Raw genomic sequence first — 16,083 nt, 5'->3', positions numbered from 1 at the left:
GCCCCCGAGTCCTCGAACACCACACACTCCTCCGGCGCGACCCCCAACTCGGCCGCCGCCTTGAGAAACCCCTCCGGATCCGGCTTGCTCGCGCCCACCGACTCCGCGGTCACCCGCACCTCCGGCAGCGCCAGCCCGGCGGCAGCCATCCGCGCCGTGGACAGCGGCACATCGGCCGACGTCACCAGGGCATACGCCAGCCCCAGCCCCCGCAGCGAGGCCAGGAACTCCGGCGCCCCCGGAATCGGCACCACGCCCGCCACATCCGCCGTCTCCTCGGCGAGCATGCGGGCGTTGTCCGCGTGGTTCTGCTCCATCGGCCGGTCGGGCAGCAGCAGGGCCATCGAGGCGTACCCCTGCCGTCCGTGCACGACCTTCATCACCTCGTCGCCGTCCAGCCCGTGCCGCTCGGCCCAGCGACGCCAGATCCGTTCCACGACGGCATCGGAGTTGACGAGGGTGCCGTCCATGTCGAGGAGCAGGGCACGGGCGGTGAGAACGGTGGCCGGCATCGGCAGCTCCAGGGCGAGAAGCGGGAGGCGAGAGGCGCAGGACGCGGGGATCCAGGCGTGACCCCCGGAGGGACAAGGCGGCCCCGCCCGCCGGTCAGGGAAAACGGGCGGGAGCCACTTTGTTCCTCCACGGTACAAAACCGATCCCGATAGCGCCACCGCCTCCAGAAACCGTTCACCGACAGTTCAGCTCAGCCCCGGCTCGCACCCTGCCCCCACTCGGCCCCACCCGGCCTCACCGGACCTCACCCGGCGACCGCCTCCCACAGGCTCCACACACCCAGCCCGAGCATCAGCAACGCCGCCACCTTGGTGATCAGCCGCAACGGCACCCGCCGCATCAGCGCCTTCCCGCCGACGATCCCGATCCCCGCCACGGCCCACAGGGCCAGCACGGCCCCGATGCCGACCGACAGCGGATCGTCGTAGCGCGCCGCGAGGTTCGCCGTCATGATCTGCGTCAGATCCCCGAACTCGGCGACCAGGATGAGCATGAACCCGGCCCCGGACACCTTCCAGAAGGACTGGTTCTCGGGCTTGCGGATCTCCTCCTCGTCCTCGTCCTTCTTCATGAGGAGCACCGCGGCACCGCCCAGGAAGAGCACACCGGTCACCGCGTGCACGATCTGCTGCGGCAACAGCGTCAGCACACTGCCGGCCGCCACGGCCAGCGCGACATGCAGCGCGAACGCGGCGGCGACGCCGGCGAAGACGTAGGAGGCGCGATAGCGCGTGCCGAGGACGAGCCCGGCGAGTGCGGTCTTGTCGGGCAGTTCGGCGAGGAAGACGACGCCGAAGACGACGGCCGTCACGGTGAAGCTGATCAAGGTTCCTCAATCGGTCGGGGCTGCCCCACCGAGAGCGATGCTGCACTGCGACTGCGTTGCGACACCTCGGCACGGCAGCACACATGGGCACCCGCGCCAGGTCGCACGGGCGTGCACTGCTTGCCGAAGGTCTCGCTGGCCGACCTCGTGAACGAGGCCTGCCTCCGGGCGCCGGCTCAGACGAGCTGAGCAGTATGTCGACGGTCCGGCGAAGAGCTACTCCCCTTCCGCATCACCCATGATACGAGATCGTTTCGCCGTAAACCTTGTTATGTCATGTACGCGTCATTAACTTCTTACCCGACGCACACCTCCCGGCAACAGGGCGTCGCGAGCATTCCATCGCTCGCCCGCCAACACCCCCACCTCCCGAGGGAGTTCGCACATGTCGAAGTTCTACGCGCGTCGACGCGTCAGCATACTCGCGGCGCTGACCGGCGTCATAGCCTCCGTCGGACTTTTCAACGGCCCGACCGCTTCCGCCGCGCTCCCCACGCCCGTCAGCGCCGCCACCGCCCGCACCTACCTCGCCTCGCTCACCGTGGCCACCGAGGACCGCACCGGCTACGACCGCGACCTCTTCCCGCACTGGATCACCCAGTCCGGCACCTGCAACACCCGCGAGACCGTCCTCAAGCGCGACGGCTCGGGTGTCGTGACCGACTCCTCCTGCGCCGCCACCAGCGGCAGCTGGTACTCCCCGTACGACGGCGCCACCTGGAGCGCCGCCTCCGACGTCGACATCGACCACCTGGTCCCGCTGGCCGAGGCCTGGGACTCCGGCGCCGACAGCTGGACCACTTCCCGGCGCCAGTCGTTCGCCAACGACCTGACCCGCCCGCAGCTGATCGCGGTCACCGACAACGTCAACCAGGCCAAGGGCGACCAGGACCCGGCCACCTGGATGCCGTCGCGCACCGCCTACCGCTGCACCTATGTCCGCGCCTGGGTCCAGGTGAAGTACTACTACGACCTCTCGGTCGACTCGGCCGAGAAGTCCGCCCTCACGAACTACCTCGCGAGCTGCTGACGGCACCGACCGGATCCGTCGGAGTTCGGCAAACCGTGACCTGCGGAACCTCCCCGCTCTCCTCCGTCGTTCCGTACCGTACGGGGCGACGGAGGAGGGCGATCACGTGGCCGAACTGCGCCTTGGACCACTGCTGAGGTATGCCGACGGCTCGTCCGCGACCGTGTGGGTCGAGGCGAGCCGTCCGTGCACCGCCGAGGTGCGCGGCGCGGACGGCGCCCATGGCACGTCCCGCACGTTCCAGATCGCGGGCCACCACTACGCCCTGATCCCGGTGAGCGGCCTCACCCCGGGATCCTCGGAGGCCTACGAGATCCACCTCGACGGCACCCGCGTGTGGCCGCTGCCCGACAGCCCCTTCCCGCCCTCCGTCATCCGCACCCCCGCCGAGGGCGACACCGTCCGGCTCGCCTTCGGCTCCTGCCGCTGGGCCGCGCCGCCCGCCGACGAGAAGGATCCGGTCGGCCCGGACGCCCTGGACACGCTGGCCGCCCGGATCGCGGCCGACCCGCAGGGCGAGCGGCCGGACGTACTGGTCCTGCTGGGCGACCAGGTGTACGCCGACGAGACCTCCAACGCGACCAGACGCTGGCTGGCCGCCCGCCGCGACCTGCGCGACCCGCCGGGCGACGAGGTCGCGGACTACGAGGAGTACACCCGCCTCTACTACGAGTCCTGGCTCGACCCGGAGGTGCGCTGGCTGCTCTCCACCGTGCCCAGCTGCATGATCTTCGACGACCACGACGTCATCGACGACTGGAACACCTCCGCCGCCTGGCTCGCCGACATGCGGGCCACGCCGTGGTGGCGGGAGCGGCTGCTGAGCGGGCTGATGTCGTACTGGGTGCACCAGCACCTGGGGAACCTCCCCCCGGCCGAGCTGGCAGCGGACCCGCTCTACACCGCCGTACGCGAAACCCCCGACGGCACCGACCTGTTGCGCTCCTTCGCCTCCGAGGCGGACGCCGACCCGTCCTCCGTGCGCTGGAGCTACCGGCGCGACTTCGGCCGCGTACGGCTGCTGATGGTGGACACGAGGGCGGCCCGCGTCCTGGACGAGGACGCGCGCTCGATGCTCAACCCCGGCGAGGCCCGCTGGCTACGCGAGCAGGCCCTGGACGCCCCCGGCTCCTACGACCACCTCCTCATCGGTACGTCCCTCCCCTGGCTGCTGCCGCACCTGGTGCACGACGCCGAGGCCTGGAACGCGGCGCTGTGCCGGGGCGAGCGCGGGGAGCGCTGGGCGCGGTTCGGGGAGGATGTGCGGCGGCGGGCGGACCTGGAGCACTGGGCGGCGTTCCCGTCGTCCTTCGACGCCCTGGCGGCGCTGATCGCCGAGGCCGGGTCGGGGGCGGGGGCTCCGGCGACGGTGTGCGTGCTCTCGGGCGACGTCCACCACGCCTACGTGGCCGAACCGACCTGGCCGAACGGCACCGGGCCCGCCGCCCGCGTCTTCCAGCTGACCTGCTCCCCCGTCCACAACGCCATCCCCCTGGCCATCCGCCTCGGCTTCCGCTTCGGCTGGAGCGGGCTCGCCCGGGTGCTGGGGCGGCGGTTCGCCGGGCACGGGGGCTGTCCGGCTCCGCCGATCGACTGGCGTCGCACGGGCGGGCCGTGGTTCGGCAACCAGTTGATGACCCTGACGATGAGGGGGCGTTCGGCGCGGATGCGGTTGGAGCAGGCGCGGGGTGCTGCGCGGCTTGAGACGGTGGCGGAGGCGGAGCTTTCGTCGTGAGGGTGCGGTCGGTCGCCTGAGAGCTCGGGGGCTGGCGGTGCGTTGGCGGCTGCGGGTCGTATGTGGCTGGTCGCGCAGTTCCCCGCGCCCCTGAAGGTCGGCCTCGCGGCCGCCCACCCAGGGGCGCGGGGAACTGCGCGAGCAACCCACCACGACCCGCACCCGCCATCGAACCCGACTTCCCCCGGACCCACCGCGAAGTCCGTGATGCATGATGAGGCGGACCGTCCGCTTCCACCGCGCCCCCCACGCCCGGGAGTCATCCCCTTGACCGCACCGACCTCCGTACCGACCCCGGAGCCCCCCACGGTCTCCCTCGCCCTGGTCGGTGCCGGCCCCCGCGGCACCAGCGTCCTGGAACGCCTGTGTGCCTCGGCGCCCGAACTCCTCCCGCCCGGGACGCGCCTCACGGTGCACGTCGTCGACCCGGCCCCGCCCGGTCCCGGGCGGGTGTGGCGGACGGCGCAGTCGCCCGAGCTGCTGATGAACACGGTGGCCTCGCAGGTCACGTTGTTCACCGACGACAGCGTGGACTGCTCGGGCCCGATCCGGCCCGGCCCCAGCCTGTACGACTGGGCGGGCGGTGAGCTGGGCCCGGACGAGTACCCGACCCGCGCCCACTACGGCCGGTACCTGGAGTGGGTGTTCGCGCGGGTCGTGCGCGAGGCTCCGCCGACGGTCCGCGTGGAGACGTACGCGGCCCGCGCGGTACGGCTCGACGACGCATCCGACGGCAGCCAGGTCCTCACCCTCGACGACGGCCGCGTCCTGCCCGGCCTGGCGGTCGTGGTGCTGGCCCAGGGGCATCTGCCGACGGCCGCCGACGCGACACAGCGCCGCCTCACGTCGTACGCCGAACGCCACGGTCTGCGCTACGTGGCCCCCGCGAACCCGGCCGACGTCGACCTGTCCTCCGTGTCCCCCGGCGAACCGGTGCTGTTGCGCGGCCTCGGCCTCAACTTCTTCGACCACATGGCCCTGTTGACGACGGGCCGCGGCGGCCGCTTCGTACCGGACGCCGCCGGAGGACTGCGGTACCTCCGCTCCGGCAACGAGCCGCTCCTGTACGCCGGTTCGCGGCGCGGCATCCCGTACCAGGCGCGCGGCGACAACGCGAAGGGGCCGTACGGCCGGCATCTTCCGCGCGTTCTGACGCCCGAGGTGATCGCCGGTTTCCGCAAGCGGGCGGACTCGGGTGAGGCGCCGGACTTCCTGGCGGAGATATGGCCGTTGGTGGCGAAGGAGGTGGAGGCGGTGTACTACGCGGCGCTGATACCGCTGCTTCCGCACACGCCGCACACGCCTTACATACCGCGCGCGCGGCGTACGCCGGGGGCGGCCGGGCGGCCGGAGTTCGTCGAGCGCTTTCTCGCCGTGCCGCACGGCGATCCCCAGGAGGCCGGCCTGCTCGCGGAGTTCGGCGTGCCGGAGCATGAGCGCTTCTGCTGGGACCGGATCTCCCGGCCGTACGCGGGACGCGACTTCGCGGATCCGGGGCAGTGGCGCGGCTGGCTGCTGGCGTATCTGCGTGAGGACGCCGCGCAGGCCGCCCGGGGCAATGTGCGCGGGCCGCTGAAGTCGGCCCTCGACGTGCTGCGCGACCTGCGCAACGAGCTCCGTCTGATCGTCGACCACGGCGGCCTCACCGGCGCCTCCCGACGGGACCACCTGGACCGCTGGTACACCCCGCTCAACGCCTTCCTGTCCATCGGTCCGCCCCGGCGCCGGGTGGAAGAGCTGGTGGCCCTGATGGAGGCGGGTGTGGTGGAGGTGCTCGGGCCCCGGCTGGAGGTGCGGGAGGAGGACGGGGCCTGGGTGGCGTGCTCGCCGGAGGTGCCGGGTTCGACGGTGCGGGCGACGACTCTCGTCGAGGCGCGGCTGCCGGAGCCCGATGTGCGCCGGAGCGCCGACGACCTGCTGGCCCGGCTGCTGAAGCGAGGGCAGTGCCGTCCGCACACCGTCGACGGTCATGAAACGGGAGGGGTGGACGTGACACAGCGCCCGTACCGCCTGATCGACCGTCAGGGGCAGGCGCACGCACGGCGGTTCGCGTTCGGTGTGCCTACGGAGGGTGTGCACTGGGTGACGGCGGCGGGGGCGCGGCCGGGTGTGGATTCGGTCACTCTTTCGGACGCGGATGCGGTGGCGAGAGCCGCGCTACGTGCGGTTGTGTCCGGGGCGCATGGGGATACCGATGCCGAAACGTGGCCAAATGTTGAACTTGCAAGTGTTGATTAGGGCTACCTAACGTGGGGCTTACCGATCAGTATCCGTCCCCGCGCCGTTCCTTACAGGAACCGGTGAACCTCAGACCGAGGGAGTCCCCCACATGACCGGACGCCTCAACAGCGCCCAGCCGTATGCCATCGGCCTGTTCCGCATCGTCGTCGGCCTGCTCTTCGCCTGCCACGGCGCCAACTCGCTCTTCGGCACCTTCGGAGGCGAGACCGTCGAGGCCGGCACCTGGCCCGGCTGGTTCGCCGCCGTGATCGAACTCGTCGGCGGCAGCCTGGTCCTGCTCGGCCTCGGCACCCGCGCGGCGGCGTTCATCGCCTCCGGCGCCATGGCGTACGCGTACTTCAAGGTCCACCAGCCGCAGGCGCTGTGGCCCATCGAGAACAGCGGCGAAGGTGCCGCCATGTACTGCTGGGCCATGTTCCTGCTGATCTTCACGGGCTCCGGAGCGTTCGGGGTGGACCGCCTGTTCGCCAAGCGGTCCGAGGCGCAGGGCCGGACGGCGGCCGACAAGACGCCGGTGGCGGCCTGACGCCTCCGCCCTTGAACGGCGTCTGTACCTGCGCGCGGCTCACGCGGGTACGGGCGCCGTCGTTCTCGATCGGAGGGCGGCCGTCCGGTCCGGCGGCAGCCGGGTGAAGATGCTGTGCCGAACACACGAGCCCCCGATGAATCTCCTGCCCCACCCCCGGCGTACGCTGTATGGCTGTCATAGGCCGCACCTGCCGCTCCCCCGCGACATCGCGGCACGGCACGGACCGGCCACGGGGGTAAACGGGGAGTTGCGGTGCTCGAGGGTCTCGAGGACATGGGTGCGCTGACGGCGGCCCCATGGATCTACGTGGTCGTAGGACTGTCGGTCCTGCTGGACGTGTTCGTCCCCGTCCTGCCCAGCGGTGTCCTGGTGATCACGGCCGCGACGGCGGCGGCCGCGGGAACGGGTGCCGCGACCGGCCAGGTCCCCGGTGACGTCCCCGACATCCTCGCCCTGACCCTCTGCGCGGCGACCGCCTCCGTCCTGGGTGACCTGGTCGCCTACCGCCTCGCCTGGCGCGGCGGCGCCCGCCTGGACCGCGCCATCGCCCGCTCCCGCCGCCTCACCTCGGCGCAGGAACGTCTCGGCACCGCACTCGCCCGAGGCGGCGGCGCCCTGGTGGTCCTCGCCCGCTTCGCGCCCGCCGGCCGCTCGGTCGCCTCCCTCAGCGCCGGCGCCACCCACCGCAGCCCCCGCGACTTCCTCCCCTGGTCCGCCCTGGCCGGCCTGACCTGGGCCACCTACAGCGTGGCCCTCGGCTACTTCGGCGCCCAGTGGCTCGGCGCGACCTGGCTGGCCACGGCCGTCTCGGTCGCGGCACTGTTCGCGGCGGGTGCGGGGGCCACGTACCTGATGCGCCGAACCCCGGCGTAGACGCTCCGCTGGGGGCGGGGAGGCTGGCGGCTGGGCGGGCGTCCGCTTCGACGCTTGGGTGGCCTGCGTGGCCGCGCCCATCCGCTGGCCGGGGGCCGAGGTAACTGTCCGGTCCGCCGTAGTGGTCGCCGGTGAAGCCGCACGGCCGGACCCCGTACCCCGGCGACGCACCCGCCGGCGTACGGCCCCGGATACCTCCCCCGTCGCCCTACCCGGCCTTGCGGGTCGCCGCGGTGGCTCCCCGTACCTCCAGCCCGTCGAGCAGTTCGGCCGTGGCGGCCGCGATCACGTCGACGGCGTGGTCGAAGACCTCCCGGTTGTGGGCGGCCGGGGCGCGGAAGCCGGAGACCTTGCGGACGTACTGGAGGGCGGCGGCTCGGATCTCGTCCTCTGTCGCCTCCTCGAGCAGTACGGGCGGACGAAGCGTCTTGATACTGCGGCACATGCTGAACAGTCTCCCTCGGGGAGGGGTCCGTCTGCCATGATCACGTCGAGGCGGCCACCGCAACGGGGCCGACCGACGAGAGGAATCGCATGACGGCGCAGAGCACCACGGCACGACAGACGACCCCGACCGACCGGCTCACCGTGGCGGTACTGGGCCCGGGCGGCATCGGCGGCCTGCTCGCCGCCCTGCTGTCCAGGGCCGGCCACCGTGTCATCTGCCTGGGCGGTGACGAGACGGCCGAGGCCCTGCGGACGAACGGGATCCAGATCCGCAGCGCCCGCTTCGGTGACTTCACGGCACAGGTCGAGTCGGACACCGAGCTCCGTGAACCGGTCGACGCCTGCCTGATCACGGTCAAGGCGACCGCCCTGGACGCCGCCCTGACCCGCGTACCGCCCACCGCACTCGGCGACGACGCCCTGATCGTCCCCTTCCTGAACGGCGTCGAACACCCGGCGACCCTCCGCGCCCGGTACCGACCCGACCGTGTCGCCCCCGCCGTCATCCGCGTCGAGTCGACCCGCGTCGCCCCGGGGCGGATCGAACACGCCAGCCCGTTCGCCGAGATCGACCTCACCGGCGACACGGTCCCCCGCGACCGCCTCGACGCCCTGGCGCAGGCCCTCGACACGGCCGGCCCCACCACCCGCGTCCTCCCCGACGAGACGGCGGCCCTCTGGGCGAAGATGTCCTTCCTGGCCCCCTTCGCCCTGCTGACCACCCGCCACGCCCTCCCCCTCGGCGACGTACGCACCCACCACCGCGAGCAGTTGACGGCCCTGGTCGAGGAGACGGCAGCCGTCAGCCGCGCCTGCGGCGGCCCCGCCGACCCGGCCCAGGCCCTCGCCCGCTACGACGCCTTCCCTCCGGGCACGAAGTCGTCGATGCAGCGCGACGCCGAGGCGGCCCGCCCTCTTGAACTGGACGCCATCGGCGGCGCGTTGCTGCGCGCGGCGGAGCAGCATGGGATCCCCGCACCGGTAACAGCCGGCCTGGTGAGCGAGTTGAGGGAAGCCGGCCTGTAGGGCGCGGCGGGCGGCGGGCCGGTCGCGAAGCAGGTCGGTTGTCAGACCTGCCTGGGATGCTCCGAGCATGGAGATGACAGTGCAGCTGACGATCGACTGCTCCGACCCGCAGAGAATGGTGACCTTCTGGGCGGAGGCCCTGGGCTACGTCCCCGAGCCTCCGCCCGGCGGGCACACCACATGGCGTGCCCACTGGGCGGCGATGGGGGTGCCCGAGGAAGAGCTGCCGCCCGGTGCCGGGGATGTCCCGGAGTCGATCATCGATCCCGCGGGACGTGGACCGAGGGTGTGGTTCCAGCAGGTCCCGGAACCGAAGGTCGCCAAGAACCGGTGGCACTTCGACCTGAAGGTCGGCGGGGGCCGTGACGTCCCCGTGGACGTCCGCGCACAGCGGGTCAAGACCACGGTGGAACGGCTGCTCAAAGCCGGCGCCACCGTGCTGCGGATCAAGGACGAGCCGGGCATGGGCCTCTACGCCACCGCGATGCAGGACCCCGAGGGCAACGAATTCGACGTCGTCTGAGGCCCGTTGCGACGGCGTCGGCCACAGCCCCTGTCCGGGGCCGGGCCCCTCTCACCCGCCCACACACCCGTTCGCATGAACCACCCGAACCAACTCGCCACCCAAAATCGAACAGGCGTAGCATTGGCTCGTGGCTACGCCCTATGACTTTCCGAGTGACCTCCTCGCCGGCCAGGAGGAGCTGCATCAGGTCCGGGCCGAGCTGTCGGCCCTGCTGAAGCGGCTCCCCTGGTCGGTCGCACCACTGGACGCCTTCAGCGACGACAACGGCTGGCGCAAGGTCGAACGCCCCGCCTCCCCGGGCTGGACGGAAGACGAACAGGCCCACGTGGAGAAGCTCCGCCGCCGCGAACACGAACTCGCGATCTTCATCAGCGGCCACCGCTACTGGTCCGAACTCGCCGGAGCCGAACGGATCGACGCCCGCTCCCAGCTGAAGCACGCCCAGGAGACGTCGGCACCGCAGGAGGGCTGAGAACGCGAAGGCCCCGGCCGCGACCACGCCCTGCACGGTTTCGGCGTCACAAAATGCACACAACTGCTTCACATACCCCCCACCTGCCGGATGATGTTCGTCCAGGCACAACATCCCAGGGGGGACCATGCGCACCCGTACCATCGCCGCGGCGCTCGCCGCCGCGGCGCTGCTCACGCTCACGGCCTGCGAGGGCACGGACGACAGCGGCTCCAGCAAGCCGGCCGCCTCGGCAGAGGACACCGGCGGCCGGACGATGCAGGAGACTGACACCGCCGAGGCCGATTCGGAGGCGCCGGCGGACGACTCCGGCGCCGAAGAGGCCGAGTCCGAGACCGCGTCGCTGCCCGACTTCGTCGGCAAGGACCTTCAGGCCGCACAGGACGAGGCGCAGGCCGCCGGGTTCTACGTCCTCGACGACCAGGACGCCAGCGGCCAGAACCGCTTGCAGGTCTTCGACCGCAACTGGACCGTGTGCCGCCAGGACCCCGAGCCCGGCACCCACCCCACGGACACGCCCGTGACCCTGTACGCGGTCAAGGACGACGAGGCCTGCTGAACCACTCCCGTTCAGCTCCCAGTAGATCTGCACAAGGCCCCGCACCATGATCGATGCGGGGCCTCTGACCTGCTACTTGGAGCCTGTGGGCGCGGACGGTTTCGAACCGCCGACATCCTGCTTGTAAGGCAGGCGCTCTACCCCTGAGCTACGCACCCGAGAACGAGTCGACAGCCTACCTTGCCAGGGGCCATGTCCCGCAAACCCGTATCGGGACCGTGGGGGCGAGGGAATGCGGGGCGTCCTGGGGTTATCCCCACCCTGGATCCGGGAGTGGCCCGGATCCCCACCGGCGCGGCGGATCCGTACGGTCGAACCATCATCCGAATCCTGGGCCGGGCCTGAAGGGCAGGTCTCAGGGAGTCTCAGGGGGAGATCGTCATGGCCCGTACCGTTGCCGTCCGCGCTGTCGCCGCCGTCGGAGTCGTCGTGGCGCTGGTCGGAGGGCTCGCCGCGTGTGGGGCCTCCGCGGGGGACGACGAGGAACCCGAGCACCGGGCCTTCGCGCTGGAGGGGCGGACGCTGACCGTGGACTCCGACGACTCGGCGTTGGAGATCGTCGCCGCCGACGGGAACAAGGCCGGCACGGTGGAGGTCACCCGGTGGTTCCAGGGGTCCGTCGCGATCGGGTCGGACCCGAAGGTGACCTGGTCGATGAAGGACGACCGGCTGGTGCTGAGGGAGAAGTGCAGCGGCATGATCGCCGACTGTTCCAGCAAGCACCGTATCGAGGTGCCGCGCGGAGTCACGGTGAAGGTCAAGGACGGGGACGGGAGTGTGCGGGCGCGGGGGTTCGAGGAGGCCCTGAGTGTGTACACGGGGGACGGGTCCGTGCATGTCACCGACTCCAGCGGGCCGCTGGATCTGCGGACCGGGGACGGGTCCGTGCGGGTCTCCGACGTCTCGTCGCGGCAGGTGAAGGCGCGCACCGGGGACGGGTCGGTGCGGCTCGAACTGGGCACCGTGCCGGACCGGGTGGAGACCCGCAGCGGCGACGGCTCGGTGACCATCGAGCTGCCGCGGTCGACGTACGACGTGACGACCCAGACCGGCGACGGCTCGGTGGATGTGACCGTGCCCCGGGACAACACCAGCTCCCACGCCGTGTCCGCCCGCACCGGCGACGGAAATGTCACGGTGCGCATCGCGAACTAACCGGCCCGTGTGTTCGTCCTATACCGGTGGGAGAATGAACCGGGCAGGGTGAATGACAGCACGGGAGAGGGATGTGACGGCGACACCTCCGAAGCCGAACTCGCCGTCAGCGCCGCGCGCGCCGGAGGTCCCGTCGGCCGGGGCCGGCCCCACGATCTCGGGCGGCTCGCGCCAGGCCCTGCGGGACACCCTGGCTCTCGCCGCGCTCCCCCTCGTCGTCGCCCTCGCCCTGCCCGCCGCGTTCGCCGGCGGCGGCACCCGGCGCTGGTTCGGCGGGCGGGCCGAGAGCCAGCGCGCCGAGGCGCAGGCCGCGAAGGACGCCGCGGCGGCCGCGTTCTACGAGCTGGACACCGCCCAGCGGGATCTGCGCATCTCGATCGAGACGATCACGGCGGTGGACGACTCCCCCGCCGCCCGCCGGGCGATCACCGACTTCGAGGCCCTCGGCCGGCGTATCGACGAGGTCTCCCACCGGTACATCCAGGCCGTCGACGCCCATGACCTCGACCGCGACGACCTGGAGGCCTCGGTCGCCGCCCGGGCCCGTGGCGAGCTGACCAGCGCCAAGGACGACCTCGACAACGTCAAGCGGGAGCTGGAGCGGTTCGCCGACGGGCTCGGGCCGCTGCTCGGCAAGGCCGAGACCCAGCTGGCCCGCCTCGCCCCGGCCGTCGAGCGCGCCCGGCAGGGCCTGCTGGCCGCCTCGAACGCGCTGGACGCCGTACGGGCGTCGGGGCTGCGGGCCGACGACCTCGCGGCCCGGCTCGCGGCGCTCGCGCCGGAGCTGACCAGGCTGAACCAGGGTGCCGGGCAGCATGGCGTCCCGCAGACCCTGGAGCGTGCCGAGCGGGTAGCAAGGGAGGCGGAAGCGGTCCGGGTGGAGGCCGAGCGGCTGCCGGAGCGGGCCGCCGAGATCGATCACCGGCTCGTGTCGCTGCGGACCCGCGCGCAGGCGCTGACCACCCGTGCCGGGCAGGTCGAGCCGGTGCTGAGCGAGCTGCGGCGGCGGTTCACGGTGGCGTGCTGGCAGGACCTCCAGGGAGTGCCGGACGGGGCCGCGGAGAACGTACGGCAGGCCGAGCTCAAGCTGAAGGAGGCACGTGCCGCGCGCGACGAGCAGCGCTGGCCGGACGCCACCGCACTGCTGTCGACGGTGCGGGCGCTGCTGAACAGCACCGACGAGTCGGTGTCGGCGGCCGGCGACCGGCTGCGGCGGCTGAACGCCGTGCAGAAGGATCCGCAGCAGGAGATCGACCGGACGCGGTTCGCGATCCGGGACGCCCAGCGGCTGGCCATGGCCGGGCGGAACACCCCGGATCCGCGGCACGCGCGCCCGCTGGACGACTCGGTCGCCCGGCTGGAGCGGGCGACCGGCACGCTGGAGGGGCGGCACCCGGACTACTGGCACTTCCTGACCGAGACGGAGGCGGTACGGCGGACGGTGGCCCGGGTCGTCGCCCAGATCCGCGAGGAGCGCGGAGGCGGGCACTGAGAGCCGTACCGGCCGGACCACCTCCGCCCGGCAGGATGCTCAGGTGCGGTAGGCGTAGTACGCGGCGTTCGGGTCGGACGCGATGACGCTGGCCAGTGAACGCCGGTAGGTGTTCGTGGAGTGGTATGTCAGATACGGCATGCCCTGCGGGCTGCGGTAGGTGACGATCATCGTGTGGTCCTTGGAGCCGTTCTTGTCGAAGTCCATCTGGAGCACGTCGCCGATGTCCATCTGGTAGACGTTGGCGAGGCTGGTGGTCCGCTTGGAGTTCTGGGCGAACCAGGACCACTCGTTGACGCCGACGAACGAGTGCGACTGGATCTCGGCGTTGCCGAACCACCTCGTGTAGTCGTAGACGTAACCGGGCACGTGCTTCCAGCCGCCGGCCTTCAGGGCCTGGCTGACGAAGTTGGTGCAGTCGCCGCCGGCGCCCTGGCCGTTGAAGTCGGGGTAGTCCGTGTTGTAGTTCCTCCAGTACTTCTCCGCGTACGCCGCCATGCCCTTGTAGTCCAGGGCCGTGCCCGTGAGGGTCTTGGGCTTCGCCGGGGCGGGGTAGGTGGTCGCGGCGCGCGGGGCGGAGGGCATGGTGTCGTCCACGGCGGGTGCCTTCGGCGCCTTCACGGACGGCTTGGCGATCGTGTTCACCGCGACGCCCGGGTCGGTGTCGCGGATGCCGGTCAGCTGCCAGTCGCCGCGCCGGTCGGCGGTGAAGGTGAGTTCGTGACGGGCCTGGAAGCCGGTGGTCGCCGGCTCGTCGCCGCGGACCTCGGCGTAGGTCAGGGTCGTGGTCTCGGTGACGGTGGCCTTGGCCGTACGGCCGGTCACGCGTGTGGCGTCCAGGGTGACGGCGGTGTCCGCCTCGCGGTACCGCTCGCCGAGCCGGGCGAGCAGGTCCTTGCGCCTCTCCAGCGTGGACAGGGCGGCTTCCTCGCCGCGGGCCGTGCGGGAGGACAGGCGTACGTCGCCGGAGAAGCGGTCGGTCAGCGGCTTCTCCGGCCCGGCCACGAGGGCGTTGGTGCGGTCGGTGAAGACCGCGTCGGCCAGTCGCTGGAAGGTGGCCCTGGTCCTGGCGTCCACCGTCGGGTCGTCGGCGACCGCGGCGCCGGCGCTCCAGGTGGGCAGCAGTGCCGCTCCGGCGGCGATCGAGGCGGTGGCCGCCGCGACTATGGTGGCGCGGCGGCGCGTACGGCTCGGTGTTCTTGATCTCACGGGGATTCTCCTTGGCCCGGGGTGGTCGAAGCCGGGCAAGGAATCTTTACACCATCTCCTCAACTCCCCCACACTCGGGGGCAGTTGAACGCGCACCGAGCTCTCGTCGTCCGGCTACTTCACCACCGTCGCCCAGTCCGGCGACTGCGCCGGATCCAGACCGCGCAGCCGCCGCAGGGTCTCCGGTTCCTGTACGTCCATCCAGTCGGCGAGCTCCCTGAAGGACACGCACTTGACGTCCTTCTTGGTGCAGACGTTCTTGATGACCTGGTCGACGGCCTTCATGTAGATGCCGCCGTTCCACTCCTCGAAGTGGTTGCCGATGAACAGCGGCGCCCGGCTGCCGTAGTAGACCCGGTTGAAGCCGGCCATGTAGGTGCCGAGCGTCTCCTGCTGCCACTCGGCGTGCCGGGCCGGGTCACCGTCGGTCTGGCCGTCGGACTGGTTGTAGAGGAAGTTGAAGTCCATGGACAGGCCCTGGAAGTCGCCGCCCTCGTACGGGAGCATCTGCAGCGGGAAGTCCCAGATGCCGTTCTTCTTCGTGGGCCATATCTGGAAGTCGCCGGTGGAGCTGGCGTCGTAGCGCCAGCCGTAGCTCTTGGCGGCCTTCAGCAGGTTCGCCTGGCCTTCCAGACAGGGTGCGCGGCCGCCGGTGATCTCCCTGCGGAAGTCGAACGGCAGGGGGTCCATGTCGGTGTAACCGGTGTTGGTCTTCCACTTCTGAGCGAAGTCGTAGAACTGGTCGATCTCGCTCTTCCACTCGTCGACGCTCCAGTAGCCACCGCCGCGGACACCGCAGAAGTGGCCGTTGAAGTGCGTCCCGATCTCGTGCCCCTCCTTCCACGCCTTGCCGAGCTGTTCCAGCGTGGTGCGGATGTGCTCGTCGGTGGGGTAGCTGATGGCCGCGGCCCCCTTGTCGTGCTGCGGCGGGGCGTAGAGCTTCGCCTTGTCCTTGGGCAGCAGGTAGATGCCGGTGAGGAAGAACGTCATGTGGGCGTCGTACTTCTCGGCCAGCTCCCGGTAGTGCGCGAAGAGCTCGTCGTCGCCCGCCAGGGCACCGTCCCAGGAGAAGACGACGAACTGGGGCGGTTTCTCACCGGGTTTGAGCCGCTTGGGCTTCAACGTGCCCTTCTGCGGTCCGGTGTACGAGGTCGAGCCGTCGCCGAGCACCTTCGTCCGCCCGTCCCACTCGGGCTCCTCGGAGGGTCTTGCGGGCGGTTCCTCCGTGGCCGGGCCGCCCCGGTCGCCGGCGGACGCGATCGGTGTGGTGCGGTCCGAGCCGGTCAGGCTCTTGTAGGCCACGGGGACCACCAGGGCGAAGAGAAGGACGGCCACCGCCATCGCTCCCATACGGACGGAATGCTCGGACGCGCGTACCCGGCGACGGGCTGCGTGGGCTCGGCGGCGGTGGCCGGATTTCGACGACATGGGCGGGCCGTTCTGCGAGGGG

16 protein-coding genes and 1 tRNA gene are annotated in these 16,083 nt (G+C 71.4%); 11 read left to right on the top strand and 6 right to left on the bottom strand.

The features are described 5' to 3' along the window. Window positions 1-512, bottom strand: a 512-nt coding sequence (locus tag L0P92_RS32245) for an HAD-IA family hydrolase (protein WP_234766597.1), incomplete at its 3' end; no start/stop codon positions are given. Between the two features lie 245 nt (window positions 513-757). Then, window positions 758-1,339, bottom strand: a complete 582-nt coding sequence (locus tag L0P92_RS32240; protein ID WP_234766596.1) for a TMEM165/GDT1 family protein — start codon at window positions 1,337-1,339, stop codon at window positions 758-760. 385 nt (window positions 1,340-1,724) lie between these two features. On the opposite strand from L0P92_RS32240, the gene L0P92_RS32235 reads away from it, so the two are divergent. The 5 genes from L0P92_RS32235 to L0P92_RS32215 all read left to right on the top strand — a co-directional run bounded on the left by L0P92_RS32235 (window position 1,725) and on the right by L0P92_RS32215 (window position 7,747). Further along, on the top strand, window positions 1,725-2,369 hold the full coding sequence (locus tag L0P92_RS32235; RefSeq protein ID WP_234766595.1) for an HNH endonuclease family protein: 645 nt from the start codon (window positions 1,725-1,727) through the stop codon (window positions 2,367-2,369). A 106-nt stretch (window positions 2,370-2,475) separates the two neighbouring features. Beyond that, window positions 2,476-4,104 (top strand): alkaline phosphatase D family protein, encoded by a 1,629-nt coding sequence (locus L0P92_RS32230; protein WP_234766594.1) that lies wholly within the window; start codon window positions 2,476-2,478, stop codon window positions 4,102-4,104. Window positions 4,105-4,371: 267 nt separating this feature from the next. After that, window positions 4,372-6,342: an FAD/NAD(P)-binding protein gene (locus tag L0P92_RS32225; protein ID WP_234766593.1), complete on the top strand. Its 1,971-nt coding sequence runs from the start codon at window positions 4,372-4,374 to the stop codon at window positions 6,340-6,342. A gap of 91 nt (window positions 6,343-6,433) precedes the next feature. Further along, a complete protein-coding gene (locus tag L0P92_RS32220) occupies window positions 6,434-6,871 on the top strand; it encodes a DoxX family protein (protein WP_234766592.1) in 438 nt (145 codons plus the stop codon). A gap of 276 nt (window positions 6,872-7,147) precedes the next feature. Continuing rightward, window positions 7,148-7,747: a DedA family protein gene (locus tag L0P92_RS32215; RefSeq protein ID WP_237696332.1), complete on the top strand. Its 600-nt coding sequence runs from the start codon at window positions 7,148-7,150 to the stop codon at window positions 7,745-7,747. Window positions 7,748-7,955: 208 nt separating this feature from the next. Here the strand turns inward: L0P92_RS32215 and L0P92_RS32210 are convergent, their stop codons facing one another. Next, window positions 7,956-8,192 (bottom strand): DUF2277 domain-containing protein, encoded by a 237-nt coding sequence (locus L0P92_RS32210; RefSeq protein ID WP_234766590.1) that lies wholly within the window; start codon window positions 8,190-8,192, stop codon window positions 7,956-7,958. A gap of 89 nt (window positions 8,193-8,281) precedes the next feature. On the opposite strand from L0P92_RS32210, the gene L0P92_RS32205 reads away from it, so the two are divergent. The 4 genes from L0P92_RS32205 to L0P92_RS32190 all read left to right on the top strand — a co-directional run bounded on the left by L0P92_RS32205 (window position 8,282) and on the right by L0P92_RS32190 (window position 10,777). Next, window positions 8,282-9,220 (top strand): ketopantoate reductase family protein, encoded by a 939-nt coding sequence (locus L0P92_RS32205; protein WP_234766589.1) that lies wholly within the window; start codon window positions 8,282-8,284, stop codon window positions 9,218-9,220. A gap of 67 nt (window positions 9,221-9,287) precedes the next feature. After that, window positions 9,288-9,743 carry a VOC family protein gene (locus tag L0P92_RS32200; protein WP_234766588.1) on the top strand — a complete coding sequence of 152 codons (456 nt, stop codon included), beginning with the start codon at window positions 9,288-9,290 and terminating at the stop codon, window positions 9,741-9,743. Window positions 9,744-9,873: 130 nt separating this feature from the next. Then, window positions 9,874-10,218 carry a DUF8825 domain-containing protein gene (locus L0P92_RS32195; RefSeq protein WP_234766587.1) on the top strand — a complete coding sequence of 115 codons (345 nt, stop codon included), beginning with the start codon at window positions 9,874-9,876 and terminating at the stop codon, window positions 10,216-10,218. A gap of 127 nt (window positions 10,219-10,345) precedes the next feature. Beyond that, the gene (locus L0P92_RS32190; RefSeq protein WP_234766586.1) at window positions 10,346-10,777 is read left to right on the top strand and encodes a PASTA domain-containing protein; all 432 of its coding nucleotides are present in this window, start codon (window positions 10,346-10,348) and stop codon (window positions 10,775-10,777) included. Between the two features lie 86 nt (window positions 10,778-10,863). On the opposite strand, the gene L0P92_RS32185 is transcribed toward L0P92_RS32190, so the two are convergent. Then, window positions 10,864-10,935 (bottom strand) — tRNA-Val (locus L0P92_RS32185). A gap of 223 nt (window positions 10,936-11,158) precedes the next feature. On the opposite strand from L0P92_RS32185, the gene L0P92_RS32180 reads away from it, so the two are divergent. Beyond that, window positions 11,159-11,932, top strand: a complete 774-nt coding sequence (locus tag L0P92_RS32180) for a DUF4097 family beta strand repeat-containing protein (RefSeq protein ID WP_234766585.1) — start codon at window positions 11,159-11,161, stop codon at window positions 11,930-11,932. Between the two features lie 73 nt (window positions 11,933-12,005). Further along, window positions 12,006-13,424, top strand: coding sequence for a hypothetical protein (locus L0P92_RS32175; protein WP_234766584.1), 1,419 nt, complete (start codon window positions 12,006-12,008; stop codon window positions 13,422-13,424). Between the two features lie 39 nt (window positions 13,425-13,463). Here L0P92_RS32175 and L0P92_RS32170 read toward each other — a convergent pair whose 3' ends face one another. Both L0P92_RS32170 and L0P92_RS32165 read right to left on the bottom strand, forming a co-directional pair. Further along, on the bottom strand, window positions 13,464-14,633 hold the full coding sequence (locus L0P92_RS32170) for an amidase domain-containing protein (RefSeq protein ID WP_234766583.1): 1,170 nt from the start codon (window positions 14,631-14,633) through the stop codon (window positions 13,464-13,466). A 114-nt stretch (window positions 14,634-14,747) separates the two neighbouring features. Continuing rightward, entirely contained in the window at window positions 14,748-15,974 is a 1,227-nt protein-coding gene (locus L0P92_RS32165; protein WP_372497365.1) for a polysaccharide deacetylase family protein, read from the bottom strand. Window positions 15,975-16,083: the final 109 nt, after the last annotated feature.

It is taken from the genome of Streptomyces muensis (assembly GCF_021474425.1).
In the GTDB taxonomy this organism is placed as follows: Bacteria; Actinomycetota; Actinomycetes; order Streptomycetales; family Streptomycetaceae; genus Streptomyces; species Streptomyces muensis.
Note: the sequence above shows the minus strand (reverse complement) of the source record. Positions and strands in the feature narration are given on the sequence as shown.

Bases quoted from the DNA above. Each gene is read 5' to 3' on its own strand.
- L0P92_RS32235 (WP_234766595.1), top strand. From the start codon at position 1,725: ATGTCGAAGTTCTACGCGCGTCGACGCGTCAGCATACTCGCGGCGCTG.
- L0P92_RS32220 (WP_234766592.1), top strand. From the start codon at position 6,434: ATGACCGGACGCCTCAACAGCGCCCAGCCGTATGCCATCGGCCTGTTC.
- L0P92_RS32215 (WP_237696332.1), top strand. From the start codon at position 7,148: ATGGGTGCGCTGACGGCGGCCCCATGGATCTACGTGGTCGTAGGACTG.
- L0P92_RS32210 (WP_234766590.1), bottom strand. From the start codon at position 8,192: ATGTGCCGCAGTATCAAGACGCTTCGTCCGCCCGTACTGCTCGAGGAG.
- L0P92_RS32205 (WP_234766589.1), top strand. From the start codon at position 8,282: ATGACGGCGCAGAGCACCACGGCACGACAGACGACCCCGACCGACCGG.
- L0P92_RS32200 (WP_234766588.1), top strand. From the start codon at position 9,288: ATGGAGATGACAGTGCAGCTGACGATCGACTGCTCCGACCCGCAGAGA.
- L0P92_RS32190 (WP_234766586.1), top strand. From the start codon at position 10,346: ATGCGCACCCGTACCATCGCCGCGGCGCTCGCCGCCGCGGCGCTGCTC.
- L0P92_RS32180 (WP_234766585.1), top strand. From the start codon at position 11,159: ATGGCCCGTACCGTTGCCGTCCGCGCTGTCGCCGCCGTCGGAGTCGTC.
- L0P92_RS32165 (WP_372497365.1), bottom strand. From the start codon at position 15,974: ATGGCGGTGGCCGTCCTTCTCTTCGCCCTGGTGGTCCCCGTGGCCTAC.